The organism is Pseudomonas medicaginis, from assembly GCF_965119365.1.
Lineage (GTDB): Bacteria > Pseudomonadota > Gammaproteobacteria > Pseudomonadales > Pseudomonadaceae > Aquipseudomonas.
Map to the genome: position 1 here is coordinate 43,431 of NZ_OZ221631.1, position 18,709 is coordinate 62,139.

General features: G+C 63.8%; 13 protein-coding genes. 1 reads left to right on the forward strand and 12 read right to left on the reverse strand.

Annotated features, from left to right (window positions below; all coding sequences use genetic code 11):
- Nucleotides 1–150 precede the first annotated feature (150 nt).
- Nucleotides 151–528, reverse strand: a complete 378-nt coding sequence (locus tag ACMTA2_RS00220) for a helicase (protein ID WP_413793220.1) — start codon at nt 526–528, stop codon at nt 151–153.
- Nucleotides 529–968: 440 nt separating this feature from the next.
- On the opposite strand from ACMTA2_RS00220, the gene ACMTA2_RS00225 reads away from it, so the two are divergent.
- Nucleotides 969–1,349, forward strand: a complete 381-nt coding sequence (locus ACMTA2_RS00225; protein ID WP_413793221.1) for a DUF6124 family protein — start codon at nt 969–971, stop codon at nt 1,347–1,349.
- A 613-nt stretch (nt 1,350–1,962) separates the two neighbouring features.
- Here ACMTA2_RS00225 and ACMTA2_RS00230 read toward each other — a convergent pair.
- From ACMTA2_RS00230 to tssK, 11 genes are all read right to left on the reverse strand, one after another.
- Nucleotides 1,963–3,138, reverse strand: coding sequence for an integrase core domain-containing protein (locus ACMTA2_RS00230; protein WP_413790701.1), 1,176 nt, complete (start codon nt 3,136–3,138; stop codon nt 1,963–1,965).
- Nucleotides 3,139–3,426: 288 nt separating this feature from the next.
- The gene (tagQ, locus tag ACMTA2_RS00235; protein WP_413793222.1) at nt 3,427–4,359 is read right to left on the reverse strand and encodes a type VI secretion system-associated lipoprotein TagQ; all 933 of its coding nucleotides are present in this window, start codon (nt 4,357–4,359) and stop codon (nt 3,427–3,429) included.
- An 85-nt stretch (nt 4,360–4,444) separates the two neighbouring features.
- Entirely contained in the window at nt 4,445–6,172 is a 1,728-nt protein-coding gene (locus tag ACMTA2_RS00240) for a formylglycine-generating enzyme family protein (protein WP_413793223.1), read from the reverse strand.
- Nucleotides 6,165–7,361, reverse strand: a complete 1,197-nt coding sequence (locus ACMTA2_RS00245) for an FtsX-like permease family protein (RefSeq protein WP_413793224.1) — start codon at nt 7,359–7,361, stop codon at nt 6,165–6,167. The genes ACMTA2_RS00240 and ACMTA2_RS00245 overlap by 8 nt, the downstream gene beginning before the upstream one ends.
- On the reverse strand, nt 7,361–8,077 hold the full coding sequence (locus ACMTA2_RS00250; RefSeq protein WP_413795757.1) for an ABC transporter ATP-binding protein: 717 nt from the start codon (nt 8,075–8,077) through the stop codon (nt 7,361–7,363). Before ACMTA2_RS00250 ends, ACMTA2_RS00245 begins: the two co-directional genes overlap by 1 nt.
- The gene (locus ACMTA2_RS00255) at nt 8,077–11,172 is read right to left on the reverse strand and encodes a serine/threonine-protein kinase (protein WP_413793225.1); all 3,096 of its coding nucleotides are present in this window, start codon (nt 11,170–11,172) and stop codon (nt 8,077–8,079) included. Before ACMTA2_RS00255 ends, ACMTA2_RS00250 begins: the two co-directional genes overlap by 1 nt.
- On the reverse strand, nt 11,169–11,900 hold the full coding sequence (locus ACMTA2_RS00260) for a PP2C family protein-serine/threonine phosphatase (RefSeq protein WP_413793226.1): 732 nt from the start codon (nt 11,898–11,900) through the stop codon (nt 11,169–11,171). The genes ACMTA2_RS00255 and ACMTA2_RS00260 overlap by 4 nt, the downstream gene beginning before the upstream one ends.
- Complete coding sequence (gene tagF, locus ACMTA2_RS00265; protein ID WP_413793227.1) at nt 11,901–12,554, reverse strand: type VI secretion system-associated protein TagF; 654 nt, start codon at nt 12,552–12,554, stop codon at nt 11,901–11,903.
- Nucleotides 12,551–16,051, reverse strand: a complete 3,501-nt coding sequence (gene tssM / locus ACMTA2_RS00270; RefSeq protein ID WP_413793228.1) for a type VI secretion system membrane subunit TssM — start codon at nt 16,049–16,051, stop codon at nt 12,551–12,553. The genes tagF and tssM overlap by 4 nt, the downstream gene beginning before the upstream one ends.
- A complete protein-coding gene (locus ACMTA2_RS00275) occupies nt 16,048–17,358 on the reverse strand; it encodes a DotU family type VI secretion system protein (protein WP_413793229.1) in 1,311 nt (436 codons plus the stop codon). The genes tssM and ACMTA2_RS00275 overlap by 4 nt, the downstream gene beginning before the upstream one ends.
- A gap of 6 nt (nt 17,359–17,364) precedes the next feature.
- Entirely contained in the window at nt 17,365–18,699 is a 1,335-nt protein-coding gene (gene tssK, locus ACMTA2_RS00280) for a type VI secretion system baseplate subunit TssK (protein WP_413793230.1), read from the reverse strand.
- Between the last annotated feature and the right edge of the window lie 10 nt (nt 18,700–18,709).

Sequence of the window (18,709 nt, forward strand, 5' to 3'; positions counted from 1 at the left end):
TTGAGCTTTTGTGGCGAGGGGATTTATCCCCGCTGGACTGCGAAGCAGGCCCAACAAGACTAACTGCGGTAAGCCTGCATAACCGGGGAATCAGGTTTTAGGGCTGCTTCGCAGCCCAGCGGGGATAAATCCCCTCGCCACAGTAATCCACTAGGCTTTAGGTTTTCTTGGCTTCAAATACTTCATCAGCCCTTGAAACCAGATCACCAGCGCCGGGTTGCCCTTGATCTGGATCGACTTGTCCTGGATCCCCGTCATGAATGCCAGTTGCTTGTTCTTGGCCTGCATCGTGGCGAAGCCATAGGCGGCGTCCTTGAAGGCGATGGCGAAGGCCGGGGTGGGGTAAACGCCGGACTGGCTGGTGATGCGTTGGTTCTTCACGGTGAAATGCCGGGCGACCTTGCCGTCCAGGGTTTGCAGCTGAAACACCAATTCCTTGTCGCCCAACTGCTGCTGGAACGCCGGGTTGGTCCGGCTGGCCTTGCCCATCAGCAAGCCCAGCATCCACAGCAGGAAACGAAATTTCATCGACAGCGCCTCGAAAGAAAGATGAATAGCTGGCGCAGTTTAGCGATTCTTCGGCTAAACGCCATCATCTGATCGCTTTAACGGGAGATGAATAGATTTTCCTGCACGATGACTGCTAAGTCACGTCTGACAGACCAATTCCCTGGCCTGTCATTTTCCTCACGCGCCTCGGAGATTTCCTTCAAAACGCCGGGCTGTTCGTGAACTAGGCGCCCTGGTTTTGCACCGCTAACCTTTGTTCGTCATCGCAAAAAACGGTGACACGGACGTGCAAGTCCGGTACATATCGGCGCGCAACTGCTATGGCGGCTGTGCGTGGGAGACTCTCAAGGTCTGCCGGGGTCCGATATGCCCGGTCTTGCACACCTACGCACGGCTGCCACCTTAATTCGGTGCAACGAACGGTGGCAGTTTCTTCAAATACATATCGGAATACATCTATGTTCAAGGTAACTCCCAATCCGCCGCAAAACGGCCACAAATCCCGCGTCCAAGCGCAGGAAAAAAAAAAGCTCGATGACGCCGCCACCCGCGCCCTCCACTACTACCTCAACCCCAAGCCCTCCCCGCCTGAACCCGACAAAAGCCAACTCTTCATCGTTTCTCCCCACATCGACACCGAAACCCTGCTCGCCAACGCCTCCGAAGACCTGCTCTCCATCAGCACCATCGCCGCCGACCTGGCTGACGACGTGGATGACTCACGTCGCTGCATCGCCCTGGCGATCAGCCGCATGGCCGATGGGGTGCAGTTGTTGGTGGAACGGGCACTGGATCATCTGGAAAACAAGGAGATGGCGGCGCGAGATGCCAAGGGATAACGCTCACATTGATGCAGGCTGAGCCGACGCCATCGCGAGCAAGCTCGCTCCCACAATTGGATCGGGTACAACCGCAAGGGATAGGCCGGCTACCAGGTCGCCTTCGCGGGCAAGCCCACTCCCACAATTGGATCGGGGGGACGGCAAAGAGCCAGGTCGGCTATAAGGCCGCCTCGCGAGCAAGCTTTGCTTCCACAATTGGATCGGGGGACGGCCAAAGAGCCAGGTCGGCTATAAGGCCGCCTCGCGAGCAAGCTTTGCTTCCACAATTGGATCGGGGGACGGCCAAAGAGCCAGGTCGGCTATAAGGCCGCCTCGCGAGCAAGCTTTGCTCCCACAGATCGGACAGGTGTACGACCGGGAGAACCAGGCCGGCTATAAGGCCGCCTCGGCGGGCTTTTGATCTGGGGGCCCCGTTGACCACGCTGGCCGAACGCGGGTATTGCGCAGTGGGCATCCCGGCATGGATGCCGGGATAGCCGCGCTGGGCCATGGATGGCCCTTCGCGGCGGCCCACGGAGCAATGCCTGCGTTCGGGCATGCCGAGCCTAGGCGAGGCACCGAGTGGTGGGGCAATGTACGGGACAACCACATGGGTTACAAAAAAGTGCATTCACATAGGTGACACTTTGATTGAAACGTAGCCGTTCTTTGCGTCCCTGGCATTGACGTGACCTAGGATCACCGGACCGAAGATCACATTCCATACGCCGTCCTTGATCATCTCCATTCCAATGTTCTGATGCCTAAGCAGATTCCCTACGTATATCCGCAGACCGGCTCGATTAATGATTCCGCTACCATCTGCCAGGTAACACTCAATATGGCTCGCATACCCCATTTCCGGTAACTTCTCCGGGTAAGCCCGAGTTGAGGGTGTGTAGCAGGAGGCCGGAGTTTTCTGACCGAGCGCCTCGTGTCCCCGCTCGTAATTGTAGTGCTGCATAAATCGATTAAAATGTTTTTGCTGAGCCTCCCAAGCAATTGCCGGCGGTTGGGGAAAGGTACTTTTCAACGTCCGGTGCATGCGCTCATGACGTCCATTTTGATCTGGCCGACCAGGCTCAATTCGCTCAGGAATAATCCCAAGGCGTAGCCACCAGATCGACAATTGCGACAGCCCAGCACGCCCCGTACTGGCAAACGGCACGCCGTTATCGGTGCGGATGCGCTCAGGCATCCCATACTCACGAAAAACGCGCTCGAAAGTTTGCTGGGTCTCCTTGAGATTGGTATTGGCCATGCTCTCGCAGGCAAGCAGGAAGCGACTGGCATGATCCATGATCGTCAGCGGATAACACCAAACGCCCGCCCCAGTCAGAAATTGGCCCTTGTAATCTGCGCTGAAAAGCTGATTAGGCGTTTCTGCCTTACGCAAAGGCTTGGGATAGACAGCGACACGCTGGCGCGACGGCCGAGGCGTGATCAAATCAACGGCCTTGAGGATGTTGTAAATCGTCGTTTTCGACGGCGGATCTTGCCCCGGGAAACGTTTCATCAAATCGTTCTGGATCTTTTTAGGACCCGGAACCGTTTCGCCAGTAGAGCGAAGCTCAATAATGGCCTGCCTCACAACCAGCGGCACTACATAGGTTTGGTTGTGCCGTCGGCGGCTACGTTCGTCAAGCCCACTGGGTCCCTCCAGTTCATAGCGCTCGACCCATTTGTAGCCGGTCTTTCGGCTGATCTGATAGTCCTGGCACAGCCTGCTAAAGCTGTGCTTTTCGGATAGATACTCAGCGATGAACATCACTTTGAGGTCCATAGGTTTCAGCTCTCTCCAGGACATGGTCAGATCCTCGCGAAATCGACCATGCCAGTTAAAAACTGTTACCTATGTGCGTGAACTGATTTGTAACCCATGTGGGTGAGTCATACCGGCAAGACCTTTTGGTTACTTTTGGGGCGTTTGCCAAAAGTGACCCGCCGTAAGGGCGGAACCCTAAGTGGCCGTTACCGCAGCAACGGATATGTACCCAGTCAACAAGATCCAGGCCAGCCATAAGGCCGCCTTCGCGGGCAAGCCCGCTCCCACAGGGTTTATGCAGTGATCAAATGATCAGCAGCCCTCACTCAATCAAACATTCGGGCAAGGCACCGGTGCCCAATCACCCAGGTCCGGATTTTTACACATGCTGTTGACCTGGGAGGTGCCAGCGCTGGCGACCTGCTTGCTTTCATCCTGCTTGGCCTTGGCGGTCTGCAGGGTTTTCTCGGTGGTCACCGCTTCTTTCGGCACGGTTGGCAGCACCGGCTTTTTCGCCGGTTTCACAGCTTTTTTGGTCTTGGTCGAAGCGACAACCGGCTTGGTTTCCGCGGTCGCTACGGTCACCACATCAGTACGCTGCACACCCACTTGCTGCAGGTCTTTCTCATAGGCCTGGGTGTAGTTGTTCAAGTCTTCGGCGGCTTTGCCGTTGACCGCGACAATCAGGTCGTTCGACTCTTTCAAGCCGGAGACGATTTCCGCCAGGCGCTTGCGGCCTTCGGTGTCGTTGACGGTCTTGGCCTTACGGTCGGCCACCAGCTTGGTGAACGCGCTCTGGTAGCACTGTTGCGAAGCCTTGGCGTACGCGGTGCTGCGGTCGATGTCCGAAGCGCTCTTGTTGACGTCAGCGGCGTAGGAGGCGATGCGCTGGTTGTCATCGGCGATCTGCTTCTGGCGCTCGGTGTAGTAACCGGTTGCGCCACCGGCCAGGGCACCGCCCGCGGCACCGATGGCGGCATTACGACCACGGTCTTCCTTATCGGCGGTCAGGGCGCCCAGCAGCGCACCGCCGACCGCGCCAACGGCCGCACCGGTGATCACCGACTTGGTCATGTTGCCTTCGGTGGCGCGCAAGTGCTGCACCGGCTCGTAGCAGTTCGGGTAGTACTCGACCTTGGTGCTCGACGCGACCTTGGACGTCGGCGACGTGGCGCAACCGGTCAGTACGGTGCTGAAGCCGACAGCGACCATCAGCAAGTGACGCTTGGAAACCGAAGCCAAAGGTTTACGGGAGAAAAGCATAGTTGTGTTCTCTTTTAAGTGTTGACCAGCTCAGCACGGCGCTATCGCCGCCTGAGTCCCTTCCAAGCTCGCTGACAACGCACACTCAAGACCGCTGAGCGTTCGATGCGAGCAATTCCTTCAATATCGCCGCCGGGTCGGCTCGTTTTTGCTGACGATAATCCCCGACATGACGAACGAATAACGTTGCACGCGCCACCAGGCTCTTGCCCAGTACCGGTTTGCGCTCCAACTCTTCCTTGATGCGCTGGAACTGCGCCTGGATCACGGCATCGGTGTAGCGCGTGCCGGTCGCCAGGTTGTCGATGTAGATCGCCACCGCGCCATCCAGCGCGCTGCGGCCATTGTCGATGGCCGTGGCGAACAGCTGGGCGCTGGCCTCGTCCTTGGCGTCCAAGGCGGCTTGCCGACTGTTCTGCAGATTGGTCAGGCGAATGTTGTAGTTGTTGATGGTCTCGGCCACCAGGGCCGAGGACTGGATCAGGTTGCCCGCCGCTTCCTCGCGTTGCTGGGCAATGAGCGAGACGTTGCGCTTGAGCTCTTCGTTGACTAGGCCCAATTCGGCTTGCAGGCGCGGGTCGACACTGGCGGCGATGATGCTGTCCAGGCGCTTGGTCGGGTCTTCGGCATCGTCGATGGCGTCGGTCAGCGACGCGAGCCGACCTTCTTTCTGCCATTGGGCGAACAATTCCTTGTAGCGCGAGCGCGGCGCCAACAATGCCCCGACGGCCACGCGAAACCCCGTGGTCTCGTTGCTTTGCTCGGTGCCATCGGCGGCGAACAACGGGTATTCGCGGCGCATGCCGGTGAACAGCGTACCTTCGCCTTCCAGGTAGTTGCCGCCCTTGACCACGAAGCCGCCATAGGCGCCCTGGCGGCGACCGGCGTGCACCAATTGGAAGGATTCCTGGACCATCTCGGCCGCGTTGCCCACCACGTCGAACAGGCCGATGGGGTTCGGCAGCTTGGTGCCAATGGGCATCAACCGCGCCGCCTGGCCGGTGCCACCGGCCACCTGGTTGAACACGGCCCAATCGGCCAGCGGCCCATCGCTTTCACTGCCTTCCAGGCGTCGTGGAAACAGGCGCCCCTCCAGGTCCTGGCGGCTGACGGCTTGCCCGCCACGGGCGGCGAACTCCCACTCGACTTCCGTCGGCAAGCGCACGAAACCCAGCCCGCCGTCTTCGGCGGAGGTGCCGCGACCGCTCACCGGCAGCAGGTCCTTGTGGTATTTCATCAACCAGGCGCTGTATATCGCCGAGAAGCGTTCGGCCTCGAACTTCGACAGTTTCACCTTGGGCAGACGCCCCGCCACACCTTGGGGCAAATCGGCTTGCAAGGCTTCGCAGGCCGGGGCCGGCTCGCCGCTGGCCAGGGATTGCGCCTGGGCCATGACCTGGGCGTACTGCCGGGCCGTGACCTCGTACTTGCCGATGAAGTACAGCATCGGCTTGAGCGGTGTCTTGGCGTCGGTCTTGGGCATCAACGGCGTGATGGTCTTGTTCCAGTCCTTGGGCAGGTCCTTGAGGGTGAACTGGCCGTTGATGAAGTCACGCCGGTAGCCGGAAATGAACGACTGTTGATAGCCCGCCTCGCCTTCGCTGAACGGGTAACCGAGGCTGATCTCGCGGTCGTCCAGGGTGCCCTGGGCGAGGATGTAGACGTAGCGGAACACCATCTGGCCTTCACACGGCAACGGCAGGCTGACGTCGCCGGGCAACGGCTTGGGGTTGTCCAGCTTGTCCGTGCTTTCATCAGCCCAGACCAAACCGGCCAGGCTCAGCGCCACGGCGGCGCCCAATAACTTATACATCGCGAATTCCTTCACATGCCTGGATGCGCGCCACCCGCCAGCCGCCGGCAACCGCCGCGACGGCACTGACGCCGAGCACCGCCACCAGGGCCAAAAGGTAGTGACGCAGCAGCAGATGACTGGCGTATTCGCCGGGCATCTGTGCAAATAAATAATTGAGGCCCGACTGCGCCAGGCCATACAACCCTGCACTCAACAACGCGGCAAACGTGGCGCTGTAGAGCGCCTGCAACACCACGAACAGCATCAGCGCCGCGGTGGAAACCCCCAGCAGGCGCAACACCGACAGCTCTCGGCGCTTACGCTCGACCGCCGCCAGGGCACCGGCAAAGATCGCCGCGAACGCGCCGGCCAAGGCCAACCCGGCGATGATCCAGAACACGATCGACAGATTGCGGCTCAGCGATTGCACTTGTGCGATGGTCTGGGCCTGGGTCGATACCAACAGGTTCTGCCCAGCGAAATACTGACGCAGCGGCTCGACATCGCCGAGGCTGCGGGCATACAAGCGAAAGGCCGGATAGACCCGCTGCCCGGCCACACTCCCCGCCTCGCCCGGCCAGTCGAACGCGGGCACGGCACGGCCGTCGCGGTAATCCTCTGCCGCCTCCAGCAAGGCCAGCGGGGCAAACAGGCCGTCGCGGGCGAAGGCTTCCAATGGCAGCACGTGCAGCACCTGCACCCGCGTGCGCTGCGCCTCGCTGCGACCGGCCACCTGCCGGCCAAAACTGGCCTGCAACCAATCGCCGGCCTTGGCGCCGAGCTTTTCAGCGGCGGTCTGGCTGAGTACCACTTGATCCAGGCCTTGGGGCACAGGCAATTGTTCGAACAAGGGATCGTGGGTCGCAGTGGGGATCATCTCCACCGTGACCGTCGAAGCATCGCCGCTCAAATCCGCCGTGGCGGCGATCTGCCGGGTGCGCGGCAAAGCAAAGGCTACGTCGCTGCGCTGGCTCAATTGCTCGACGAACTCGGCGCTGAAGCGACCGCCGCCCAAGGGAATGATTTCCCGGGTGGCAGGGTCGTTCTGCAAGCGCTCGGTCAGGCTGCTGACCAGGCCGAACTTCAGGCCGAACAGCACCAGCAACGGCGCCACCACCGCCACCAGCGCCAACACCGAGCAGGCCGACAGCCAGGCATCGTTGCGGTAATCCTGCCAGGCCAGGGAGGCCACCAGCGCGCCGCGCATCAGCAAGCCTCCCCGAGGGTGGCGGTGACACCGCCGTCGACATCGCGACGGCAACTGATGCGCCGCACCTGCAGACCGCTGGCGCGGGCCAGCGCCTCGTCGTGGGTGGCGACCACACAGCACACACCCTGTTCGCGGGCCTGGGCCACCAGCAACTGCATGACGCGCTCAGCGTTCAGCGGGTCGAGGGCGGCTGTCGGTTCATCGGCCAGCAGCAGGCGCGGCCCATGGGCCAACGCCCGGGCACAGCTAACCCGCTGGCGCTGGCCGACGGACAAGTCCGCCGGTTTTTTGTCCAATTGATCGGCAATGTCCAACTGCCCAGCCAGGCGCGTCACGCTTGCATCATCCTTCAAGCCCAGCAGTTTGCGCGACAACGCGATGTTGCCGCGCACATCCAGAAAGCCCAACAAGCCGCCGGTTTGCAGAACATAACCCAGGTAACGACTGCGCAGCTCGGCCAAGGCGCCCTGTTGCGACGCACGCCACAGTTTGGCGACGTCCAGCGGCGTGTCGGCGGGCGTGAAGTCGAACTGCCCGGCTTGATCCGGCGCCAACACCAGCGCCAGCAAGTCCAGCAACGTGCTCTTGCCGCAGCCGCTGGGGCCGACTACCGCCAGCTGTTCACCGCCGCGCAAATGCAGCCGTGGAATCACCAGGCTGTAGCGCTGGCTGCCGGCGCCCCGGCTTTTGTGCACGGCGTTCAGGGTCAGCATCACGGCAGCGTCGACAACGGAACGCGGTACAAGGCGTCACCCGGCTCGGCGTCGCCGAAGCGCACCCAGTTGGCGAGGTCGTTGTGGAAGGTTTCGTAGAGGCGGATTTTCGAATCCAGCTCGTCGATGAAATCTTCCTGCTCGGCCACGCTCAAGGACAGCCACAAGTCCTGGGTCATGTTCAGCGACTTGCTGCGGTACGGCAGCCCTTCGAGGTACTCGCCCAGAATGCCGCCGTCGGCCAGGTTGCCGCCCTTGCGCAGGGCCGACGGGTCGCGGCTCATGTAGGCACTGGCGCTGGCGATTTCCTGGAAGAAGTCCTTGGGCGAACTCTGGGTCTTGCGGGCCGCGTCGACGATCAGCTTCAGCGATTGTTGCAAGTCGTTGAGTTGCAGCTTGGTCAGCATCACGCAGACCTGGAACGCCGGCAGCGCCGGGTTGGTCAGGTCGCGGTCGGCGGTCCAGGCGCTGACCAGTTGCGGCGCCTGGCTGGCGGATTTGCGTCCCAGAAAGTCCATGTGCATCGCGTAGCCGACCGCGGCCGACTTGTCGGCCAGGCTCGGCGCGGCGCTGAGCAGCGGCACGCTCTGCGCCTTGTTGCTGCGCACCTGATGCACCAGGTCGGCGAACACCGAACCGATCTCGTCGACCCGCTCGCCGAACTTGCGCACGTCGGCGCCCGGCACCGGAATGTACAGGTCGCCGATCTGCGGGTTGGCGTCGGCGGTCAGGGTGCGGTACTGGCTCTGGGCGCCGGCGTGGGTTTTCTTGCCGGCGTCGCTGAGCAGGTGCAAGGCGTAGATCTTGATCTGCTTGCCCAGCGCGGCCTGGCGGACTTCGGCCTCGTTCATTTGCGTGGCGGCAAACGGGTCGTTCTTGCGCAGGGCACCGGCGTCGGTGACCAGCAGGATCAAGCGCCCGCCGTAGCCGGACCAGTCCATGCCTTCGACGGCCTCCATGACCCCGGCGAAAGCGTCTTCGTTGAACGAATGGCTCGATACCGTCGATGCCTTGACCTGCCGCGCCAGTTCCATGAAACGTTGCGGGTCGCGGCCCTGCTCCAGGGTGATCAAGGTCTTGGCGACGTATTCCAGGCCCGGGGTTTTCTTGATGCTGCTGCGGAAACCCACCATGCCGAAGCTGACGCTGTCCAACTCGCCGCGCTCGGCAATGCGGGTTTGCAGTTGATGGACCACATCGCGCACCTGATCGATGTAGGGCTGCATCGACACCGTGGTGTCCACCACCAGTACCACGGCGGTGCGGAACGCGTCGGCGTTGGCGGTGGTGATCGGCGTGTTGCCCACAGCCTTGGGGGTGTTGCCAGGGTCGATGGACGCGACATTCAGCAACTGCACCGGCTGGCCGTTTTCATCGAGGCTCTCGCGGGAATCGAAGATCGGCAACAAGTAGAACTGGCTCTGCGGTACGGCGCTGGCCGCCGGCTCCAAGGCCAGCACTTGCTGGTCGTCCTGCGGGCTCTGCTGGGCCTTGAGCAACACGTTCTTGGCGGCCGATGGGTTAGCCAGGAGCTTTTCCACTTCGCCTGGCTGACGCAGGAACATCACTGGCGCACGGCCGGAACGTTCGGTGAACTTGAGCACCAGGCTCTGCTTCCAGTCGCTGACCTGGGCGGCGGGCAACCAGCCGTCGCTGCGCCCGTCGGTGGCCGCACCGACCCGCACCCACGCACTGCCCTCGACGTCCTTGCGCTGATACACGTACAGCACGGAAAACGCCGGCAGTGCCTTGCCCGGTGCCGCGCCGGGCGCGTCGGCGAGTTTTGCCCCCGGTTTGCTGAGCACGCGCTGGAACAGGGTTTTCTTGCCAGCCATCAACAGCGGACGCTGGCCGCCGTCGGCCTCGGTCGCCACAGGGGGCTGGGCAGGAGGGGCAGCGGGCGGTTTGACCGCTGGCACTTCGGGGGGCTTCGGTGGCTTCACTTCCGCTGGCTTGACCGAGGGGGTCGTGGCCACTGGCGTCTTCACGTCTTTGCCGTCATCACCGGACAACCACCAATAACCCGCGCCACCCAACGCCAGCGCCACGGCGACCGCCACAGCGGCCAGGGCGAACACCGGCCCCTTGCGTTGCTCCGACACCGAGGATTGGACCGTCGGTTTTATCGGCGGAGGAACTGGCTTGGGCTGCGATTGTGGCGGCGGTGGTGAGTAAGCCGGGCCGCTGGGAATGTCGATGGACATGGGCGTCAAACCCGCCAAGTCGTCCACCGGTTTCAGCGTCTCCGGCAGTTGCAACGACAACGGCCGGATCAGCGTCGCTTCCGACTCCTCAGGCAGGTTATCCAACGCCCGCAGCAACGCCGCCGCATCCGGGAAACGCTCCGCCGGATCCTTCGCCAGCAGCTTGCGCAACACGTCCTGGTAACGGCCGTGGTGCACCGGCAACTCCGGCAGCGGTTCGGTCAGGTGTGCCAGGGCCGTGGACAGTGCGTCGTTACCGGTGTACGGCAGCTTGCCGACGAGGATTTCGTAGAGCACCACGCCCAGGGCGTACAGGTCGGCGCGACCGTCGATCTCTTGTCCACGGGCCTGTTCCGGGCTCATGTAGCTGGGCGTGCCGACGGCAAAGCCGGCCTGGGTGAACTGGGTGCGGTCGTCCAGGGACTTGGCGATGCCGAAGTCAGAGAGCACCGCCGTGCCATCGGCGCGGAACAGGATGTTGGCCGGCTTGACGTCACGGTGGACCAGACCCAGCCCGTGGGCATACCCCAGGGCCGAGGCGATCTGGCGGATGTAGGTCAGACCCTGCTCCGGCGTCAGGCCCGCGGCGATGCGTTCCTTGAGCGTACCGTTGGGCAGGTACTCCATCGCCATGTAATACAGCTCACCGACGTTGCCGATGTCATGGATGGTAACGGTGTGCGGGTGCGACAAGCGCGCCAGGGTCTTGCCTTCGCGCAGGAAACGCTCGCAGAAGGTCGGGTCGGCGGCCAGGGCGGCAGCCATGACTTTCAACGCCACCTTGCGCTCCAGCGAACGCTGGGTCGCCAGGTACACGCTGGCCATCGCACCTTCGCCGATCGGCCCTTCGATGTCGTAGCCGGGGATGACAATGTTCAGGGTCAAGCTCATGACGGCACCTTCACGACCACCACGGTGATGTTGTCCGGCGCGCCGCGCATCAGGCCCAGGGACACCAGGCTGCTGGCGATTTCGCCGGGCTCGTCGTGGCTCAATACTTCACGGATCTCATCATCGTCGACGGTCTTGGTCAGCCCGTCGCTGCACAACAGGTAGCTGTCGCCAGGCACCAGCAGCAGTTCGGTCAACGCCAGGTTCAGCTGCGCCTCGACGCCAATGGCCCGGGTGACGATGTTGGCCCGGGGATGGACCCGCGCCTCGGCTTCGCTGAGCAGGCCGCTGTCCTGCAAGTCCTGGACATAGCTGTGGTCCCGGGAGATGCCTTCGAGCACGCCGTCGCGCAGGCGATACAAACGGCTGTCTCCGGCCCACAGGCACATGCCGCGCAGGTCACGGGCGGCCAGCACCACCACGGTACTGCCCATCATCGTCACGCCACGGTTGGCGGTTTCCTCGCGCACGGCGGCATTGACCCGCAGCAGGTCGCTTTGCAGCGCCGCGACGTATTCGTCCAGCGAGCGCCCCACGGCAATGCGGCGCAGGCTGTCGACGATCAGGCTGCTGACATAGTCGCCCGCCGCGTGCCCGCCCATGCCGTCGGCCACTACCCACAGGCCGTTTTCCGGCAGGTCCAGGCAGGCGTCTTCGTTGACCTGGCGGACCATCCCGACATGGCTTTTGCTTGCAGACTTGATTGCTTTTCCGGCACTTGGACGCATCTACACCACACCTTCTTGGCCGAGCAAAAATTGCGCAAAATCAGCGGCTGCCGGCAATCCCTGGCAGCGCATCAAACCCGGGGCAATGCGCTCCGATCCCTGTCCCCACCACAGGCTCGCGCCTTCGCAGGCCGCCTCGGCCAGGGCGCTCATGCGCCGCTGCGGGTCGGTGGCATCGAAGCGATGCAAGCTGGCGAAGCGGCTGCTCGGCGTGCGTGGCAGGTACATCGGGCTGCCGAGGGTCTCCAACTGCTCGTTGAACGCCTCGAAGCTGGCCTCCACGCTCAACGTGCTGAGCAACAGGTTCTCGACCCGTTCAAACCACTCGTCCGCACCGCCCACCACCGACGCCGGGTCCGCGTCGGGCTCCAGCAGCGTCGCGACGGTCAACGGGAAATAACGGCCGACCCGGTCGATGCTCGGCATCACCACCCCGACGGCGGCGTCCGGCCCACACACACCCGGCGCGACCATGAAGCGCCACAACGGGCTGACCAGATAAGCATCCAGCCAGCGCTCGCCGAGGCTGGTCTGGCTGGCGAGCAAACCCGCCGCCAACCACGAATCCCACGGGCCGACAAAACTCTGGGGCAAGCCACGGCTGACGAAGTCCCCGCGGCTGGCCAACTTTCCATAGAAGCCCGGCGTACTCATAACCGCTCCGGCAGGCTGAAGCCGCTGAGCACCCGGCTCTTGAATGGGTTGAAGGCGCTGTTGGCCCGCAGCTCATAAGAAGCGCTGGCGCCATCGACCCGCAGCCGCAGGTTGAAGCGGTCCGGCGAGTTGCCGGCGGTCAGGTCCGATTGCTCCAACAGCCGGAACCAGGCCCACGGCCCATCCAGGGTGACGCCGGAGCGACCGCTGGACGACGGCGGCATGATCGAGATCCGCACCACGCCGATGCTGCCCGGGTTCGGCCACTGCATGGCGGTCGGGCGGCTCGGGCCGTGGTCGTAGCTCAGTTGCTGGCCATCGAGGTCGAGCAGGAACTGGGTGATGGTCGAGTCCATCGCCACCGGTTTGAGCTCGAAACGCACCATCGGCTGGGTGCCGCCGGAACGGAAGAACGCATCGCGGATGGTCGCCGCGCGCTGGAAGGTCTGCAGCACGCCGGGGGCGATGCCGAGCTTCTGCGCCGCGCCCGGCTGCCAGCGCCAGGTCGGGGTCGAGGTGTCGACGTAGGGTTGCAGGTACTTGCGGAAGTAGTTGTCCATCACCCCGCCGACGCCGAAGAACTGGCCGAAGTCATCCAGGGTGGCGTCCCGCGCACTGCCTGGCGACATCGGATAGCGCCCGGCCAGGGACTGGCGATAGATGTTCACCACTTCGCTGGTCCAGGCGGCGTTCAGCTGGTTGCGCACCCCGCCCATCATGCTGTTGGTGGTGGAGTTGACCACCGACTTGACCAGGCCCTGCACCAGCGGCGGCTGGCGTTCAGCGTTGAGGCTGACGCGGGTGGCGGCGGCCGTGGCCTGGTTCTTGGCTTCGCCGAGCAAGGCGTCGCCGCTGGCACCGACCATGGCGCTGACCTGCACGTACAGGGCGTTCATGTCCGCCAGCAAGCCATCGATGGCCGCCGGCTCGCCTTCGCTTTTGCTGACGATGCTGTTGAGCTCGGCGAAGTGCGCAGTGATCGGGTCATCGCTTTGCGCCGGTGCGTTTGGCGTCGCCTGCTCCTGGCCGAGCAAGCTGCCCAGGCGTTCCTTGAGCTTGTCCACACCGCCGTCCGCCGGCACACCCTGGGCGGCCAGCAGGCGTTCATCCTGTTGCAGGTCGGTTTCCTTCGCCACCGCCACCAGCAGTTTCTTCAACGGCGAGGTCGGGCCGGAAATCACCCGCAGCACATCGGCGGCCTGGGCCACGCTGGTGATCGGCACGAAGTCGATGTCCGCCAGCAAGGCGTCCCATTGGCGCATATAGTCCTGGAAGTACAGGCGACGCACATCGGCGGCCAGGCTGGCGACGTTCTGCTGATCGGCCTGCTCAAAGCCCAGCACCCATTGTTCTTCGGCCAGGGTGCCGGTCTGGCTCAGGCTGCTGAGCATGAAGCCCTGGCGGTAACCCTTGACGGTGAAGAACCCGCTCAGCGGCTCGCCCAATGGCTTGCCGCTCTTGCGGCTGAACACCAGCGCAGCGTCACGCCCGGCGGCTTCGTTGATGCGGAAATCCGGGACACCTTCGGGCAGTTTCTGGCGCTTGATCCGGTCATAGACCCGCTGGGCCACCGGCAATTGCTGCAACTGGCGGCGAAGGTCTTCGACCAGGCGCGGGTCGAGGCGCGCCAGGGGCGGACGCCGCTCGAACAGCGCCTGCAGATGCGCGGTCAGGGCCTGGCGCTGCTCGGGCGGCAAATCGCGCGGCAGGCTGCGGTCCCAATCCAGGGCGATCCAGGCCTTGATGAAGTCGGCGTCGTAATGCTCGGTGTCGGCGAGCATCAGGTAGGCCTTCAGGCCTTCGTAGAGGAAATCCGAGTTGCCGCCGCTGTGCAGTTGCTCTTCGATGCGTGTCAGCAGGCGTGGCGCGAACACCGCGATCAGCAGCTTGCGGTAGACGCTGCCAGACTCGGCTTCGAGCATGTCGCCCTGGTAGAGGCCCAGGCCTTCGGCCCAGCTCGGTGCGTCATCAGCCAGGTGTTTCACGGCGTTGAGCAACGGCAACACCGCGAGCACATCCCGTTGGGCCGGGCTGAGGTTCTGCACGGTTTGCCCCAACGGCGCGACCTTCTGATCGACCTGGGCGATGTAGGCCTGGTTGGCGCGGTAGCTGACCCACCAGAGCGTGCTGACCACCAACACCAGCACCACGGTGGAGGCCAGTACCCCGCGGGCGATCCACTTGCGCCGCCGCTCGACTTTCGGATCGACGCCCACCAGCCCGCGCTCGGCGAAGGCCACGGCGGTGAAGAGTTTTTCGATGAAGTAGCTGCGCCCGGTGCCGGTCTGGCGCGCCAGGTGCTGACGGTCCAGGTTCATGCTCTGGGCCATGGAGCCGATCAGGCGATCGATCGGGCTGCCTTCCTGGGTGCCGCTGGTGAAATACACGCCGCGCAGCAACACGCGCTCTTCGAAGGCGTTGGGTTTGAACACGCCTTCAAGGAAGCTCCGCAGGCAATCTTTCAAGGCGCCGAACTGCTGCGGGAAGCCATAGATCAGATCGCGCCGCGCCGGGTCGCGCTCTTGTTGCAGGCGTTCCACCAAGCGGTCGTTGAGGCGCTGCTCAAGGCCGGTGAATTCGCTTTGCAGGTGCGCCAGGGGGCTGTCGCTGCTCTTGCCATCGTCCAGGGCAAAGGTCATGCCCCAGACCTGGGCCCGCTCTTCCTTGCTCAGGGTGTCGAAATACTCCATGAACCCCGGTACGAGGTCGAGCTTGGTCAGCATCAGGTAGATCGGGAAGCGCACGCCCAGTTGGGTGTAGAGCTCCTGGATCCGCAAGCGAATCGCCGCGGCATGGGCGGCGCGCTCGGCGTCGCTGCCCAGCAGCAGGTCGGACAGGCTGATGGCGATGAACGCTCCGTCAATCGGGCGCCGGGCCCGTTGTTTTTTCAACAGGCCCAGGAAGCCCAGCCAGGCGGCCTTGTCGACGGTCGCGTCGCTGTCTTGGGTGGTGTAGCGGCCGGCGGTGTCGAGCAGGACAGCCTGGTCGGTGAACCACCAATCGCAATTGCGTGTACCGCCGACACCACGTACCGCACCGGCGCCCAGTTGCGCGGCCAGTGGGAAATGCAGCCCGGAGTTGACCAGCGCGGTGGTCTTGCCCGAACCCGGCGGCCCGATGATCACGTACCACGGTAGCTCGTAGAGATTACGACGCTCGTCACCGCCCAGCTTGGCTTTCTTGAGCAGAGCCAAGGCTTCGTCCATGCGCTGGCGCAGGGTTTCGAGCTCTTCGGCGGTGGCGATGCTGGTGGGGTCGGGCGGGGTTTGCGCGGCCAGGCTGCGCATCACTTCGGCGGCCTGGCGGCGCGCCTGGATGATGCGGAACACCCGGTAGGCGATCCATACCGCGAACACCAGGATGATCAAGGTCCAGCGGCGGCCTTCGGGCACCAGCCAATCGAGCAGCGGGCCAACGAACCAGATGATCAGGCTCAGGGCGATCAGCCCCAGCAATGGGATGACCCAGCGGGTCATAAAACTGAAAAGCGCCTTCACTCGACCCCCTCCGCCAATACTGTGATTTCAACCCGACGGTTGCGCGCACGCCCCTCTGGGGTGGCGTTGGATGCCAACGGCTCGGTATCGCTGCGGCCTTCGGCGCTGAAGCGCTCGGGCTGGCCGGTCTTGGCCGAAAGAATGTCCAGCACCGAGCGCGCCCGGGCCTCGGACAGTGCCCAGTTGGACGGGAACCGCAGCGTGGCGATCGGCCGATTGTCGCTGTGGCCGGTGACCAGGACCTGGCCCTTGACCTTGCCCACCGCATCGGCGATGCGCAGCATCAGCGGCTGGAAGTCGTCCTTGATGCTGGCGCTGCCCGAGGCGAACAGTTCATCGCCGCGGATGGTCACCACCGAGCGGTCGACGGCGTCTTCCACGGCAATCCGGTTGGCGCGGATTTCATCGGCGAGGAAGCCGGCCAGGCGTGGACGCTCGATCACTTTGGGCTGCACCACGGGGCGGTCGATGGTCTGCACCGGAATTTCGCCCAGGAAATGAATGTTCTTGAACACCGGTTCGGCATCGGACGCCAGTTTCATCCGCAGGCCGAACAGCAGCGCCAGCAACAGCGCCACGCCGATGGCCACGGCGATCCAAGGCGGCATGAATTGCGCCAGTCGATCCCGGGCCACCGTGACGCCGCGCCAGTGCGGCGACAACTCGCGCTCGTAGTCGCCCCGGGCGCTGCGGATGACGGCGGCGGTGCGTTCACGCAACGCTTCCAATTGACTGCGGCCGTCGTTCATCACCCGGTAGCGCCCTTCGAAACCCAGGCACATGCACAGGTACAAAAGCTCCAGCAGATACAGGCGCTCGCGCGGGCTTTGCAGGCAATGCTCCAGCAACTGGAACACCTTCTCGCCGCCCCAGGCTTCGTTGTGCACGGTGATCAACAGGCTTTGCTTGCCCCAATCGCTGGTGCCGCCCCACGGCGTGCTCAACACCGCTTCGTCCAGCGCGGTGCACAAGGCGTAGCGGGCCAGCAATACATCGTTGCGCACCACACCGGCGGCCTCGGCGCGCTCTTCGAACTGGCGCAGGTAAGCCAGCAGTTGTGCGCGCAAACTGGCCGGCGCCGGGTGAGCAATGGTGTTGCGCAGGCGCGTCAGCAGCGCCAGCAGCGGGCCGGCAGCGCTTTCCAGCGGGTTGAGCCCCTCGGCCTTGCCGGTGAGCACCGGCGCGGACGGCATCGACAGCGGTGCAGGCGCAGGCGTCGGCTGTGGCCGGCCAGCGTCCGGGCGGAAGGGATCTCCACCACGGCCACCGGGCGTCGGCATGAACTGGGTACGATCGTCGTTACTCATCGCGGTTTATCCTCGGATCGCCCAGAAAGCCAGGTTCAGCCCTGGGAACTGGCCGGCGATGTGGAACGCAAAACCGCCGGAGTTGCTCAACTGCTGCCAGTGGTCGCTGCCCCGGTCGAGTTCGTAGTAGGTGGAACCGGCGTGGTACGGCAGTTGCCGTGGCGCCACCGGCAACGGCAACAGGCCGATGCCCGGCAGTTGCAGGTTGACCAGGTCGCGGATGTGCTCCACCGAACCGACCTTGCTCTGCTGGCCGAAACGGCTGCGCAGGGTTTCGGCCGGCACATCGGCACGCACCACCAGGATGAAACTGGCGCTGTCGAGCAGGGTCTTGTCGGCCAGCATCGCCACGTGGATGCCGTAGGCTTTCTCGACAATCGGAATCGGCGTCGCCTTGCTGTCGATCAGCATCGACAGGGCTTCGCGCAGGGCCTGCATCACGGGTGCGTAGCTGAGCGCCAGGTCATCGTGTTGGTAAGGCGGGTATTGCTGCGGTCGGCGCCCGGACGCGGTGAACGTGGAGAACTCCCCGGCCAGGCTCACCAGTTCGCTGTAGAAACGCTCGGGGTGCAGCGGGCTCAACTGGCTCAGGTGCTGGATCAGCGGCTGGGCGCGGTTGACCAGTTGCAGCAGCATGAAATCGGCAATTTCCGAGGCGCCACCGGCACCGGACGCCACCACCCGCCCGGCCAGGGCTTCGCCGCGTTGGTGCAGCAGGCCCAGCAGTTCACTGCGGAACGCCGCCAGCGGCTTGGAGGCGATGACATCCAGCAGCGGCGGGATGTAGGCGTCGTCGAGCACCAACGCACGGTCGGCGCGTTTTTCCTTGATGCGCACCACGCCGATGGCGGCGTAGTCACCGATGCCATCCTGTTCGGTCAACAACCGCAGGGCCCGGGAACCGAGGGCCACCGGCGCGCGGTTTTCGAACGGTGCGTTGTCGTCGCGCACTTCGCACACTTGGCTCACATACCGCGCGGCGCCGAGGTCTTCGCCTTCGTCCACGGTGTCACGGGCACCGGCACGCTTGAGCGGCAGGGCCAGGTACACCAGGCCATCGCGCAGGTTGTCGTCGACATTCAGCGGGGTTGGCGCCAGGTCATCCTGGGGAATATTGAACGGCGTACCGTCCGGCAACAGGCCCCGCGCCGAGAGGATCGCCAGCTTGCCCTGGGCCAGCAGGCCCTGGTCGATCAGCAGTTCGGAAAACCCCCAGGCGCCGGCCGACAACGGGCGGCTGCGTGCGTCGATGAGGTTTTCCAGGTAACGGTCATGCTGTTGGAAGTGCTGCGTTCCAATGAACATGCCTTCCGACCAGACCACGCGATTGTTCCAGGACATGGGGGCTCCG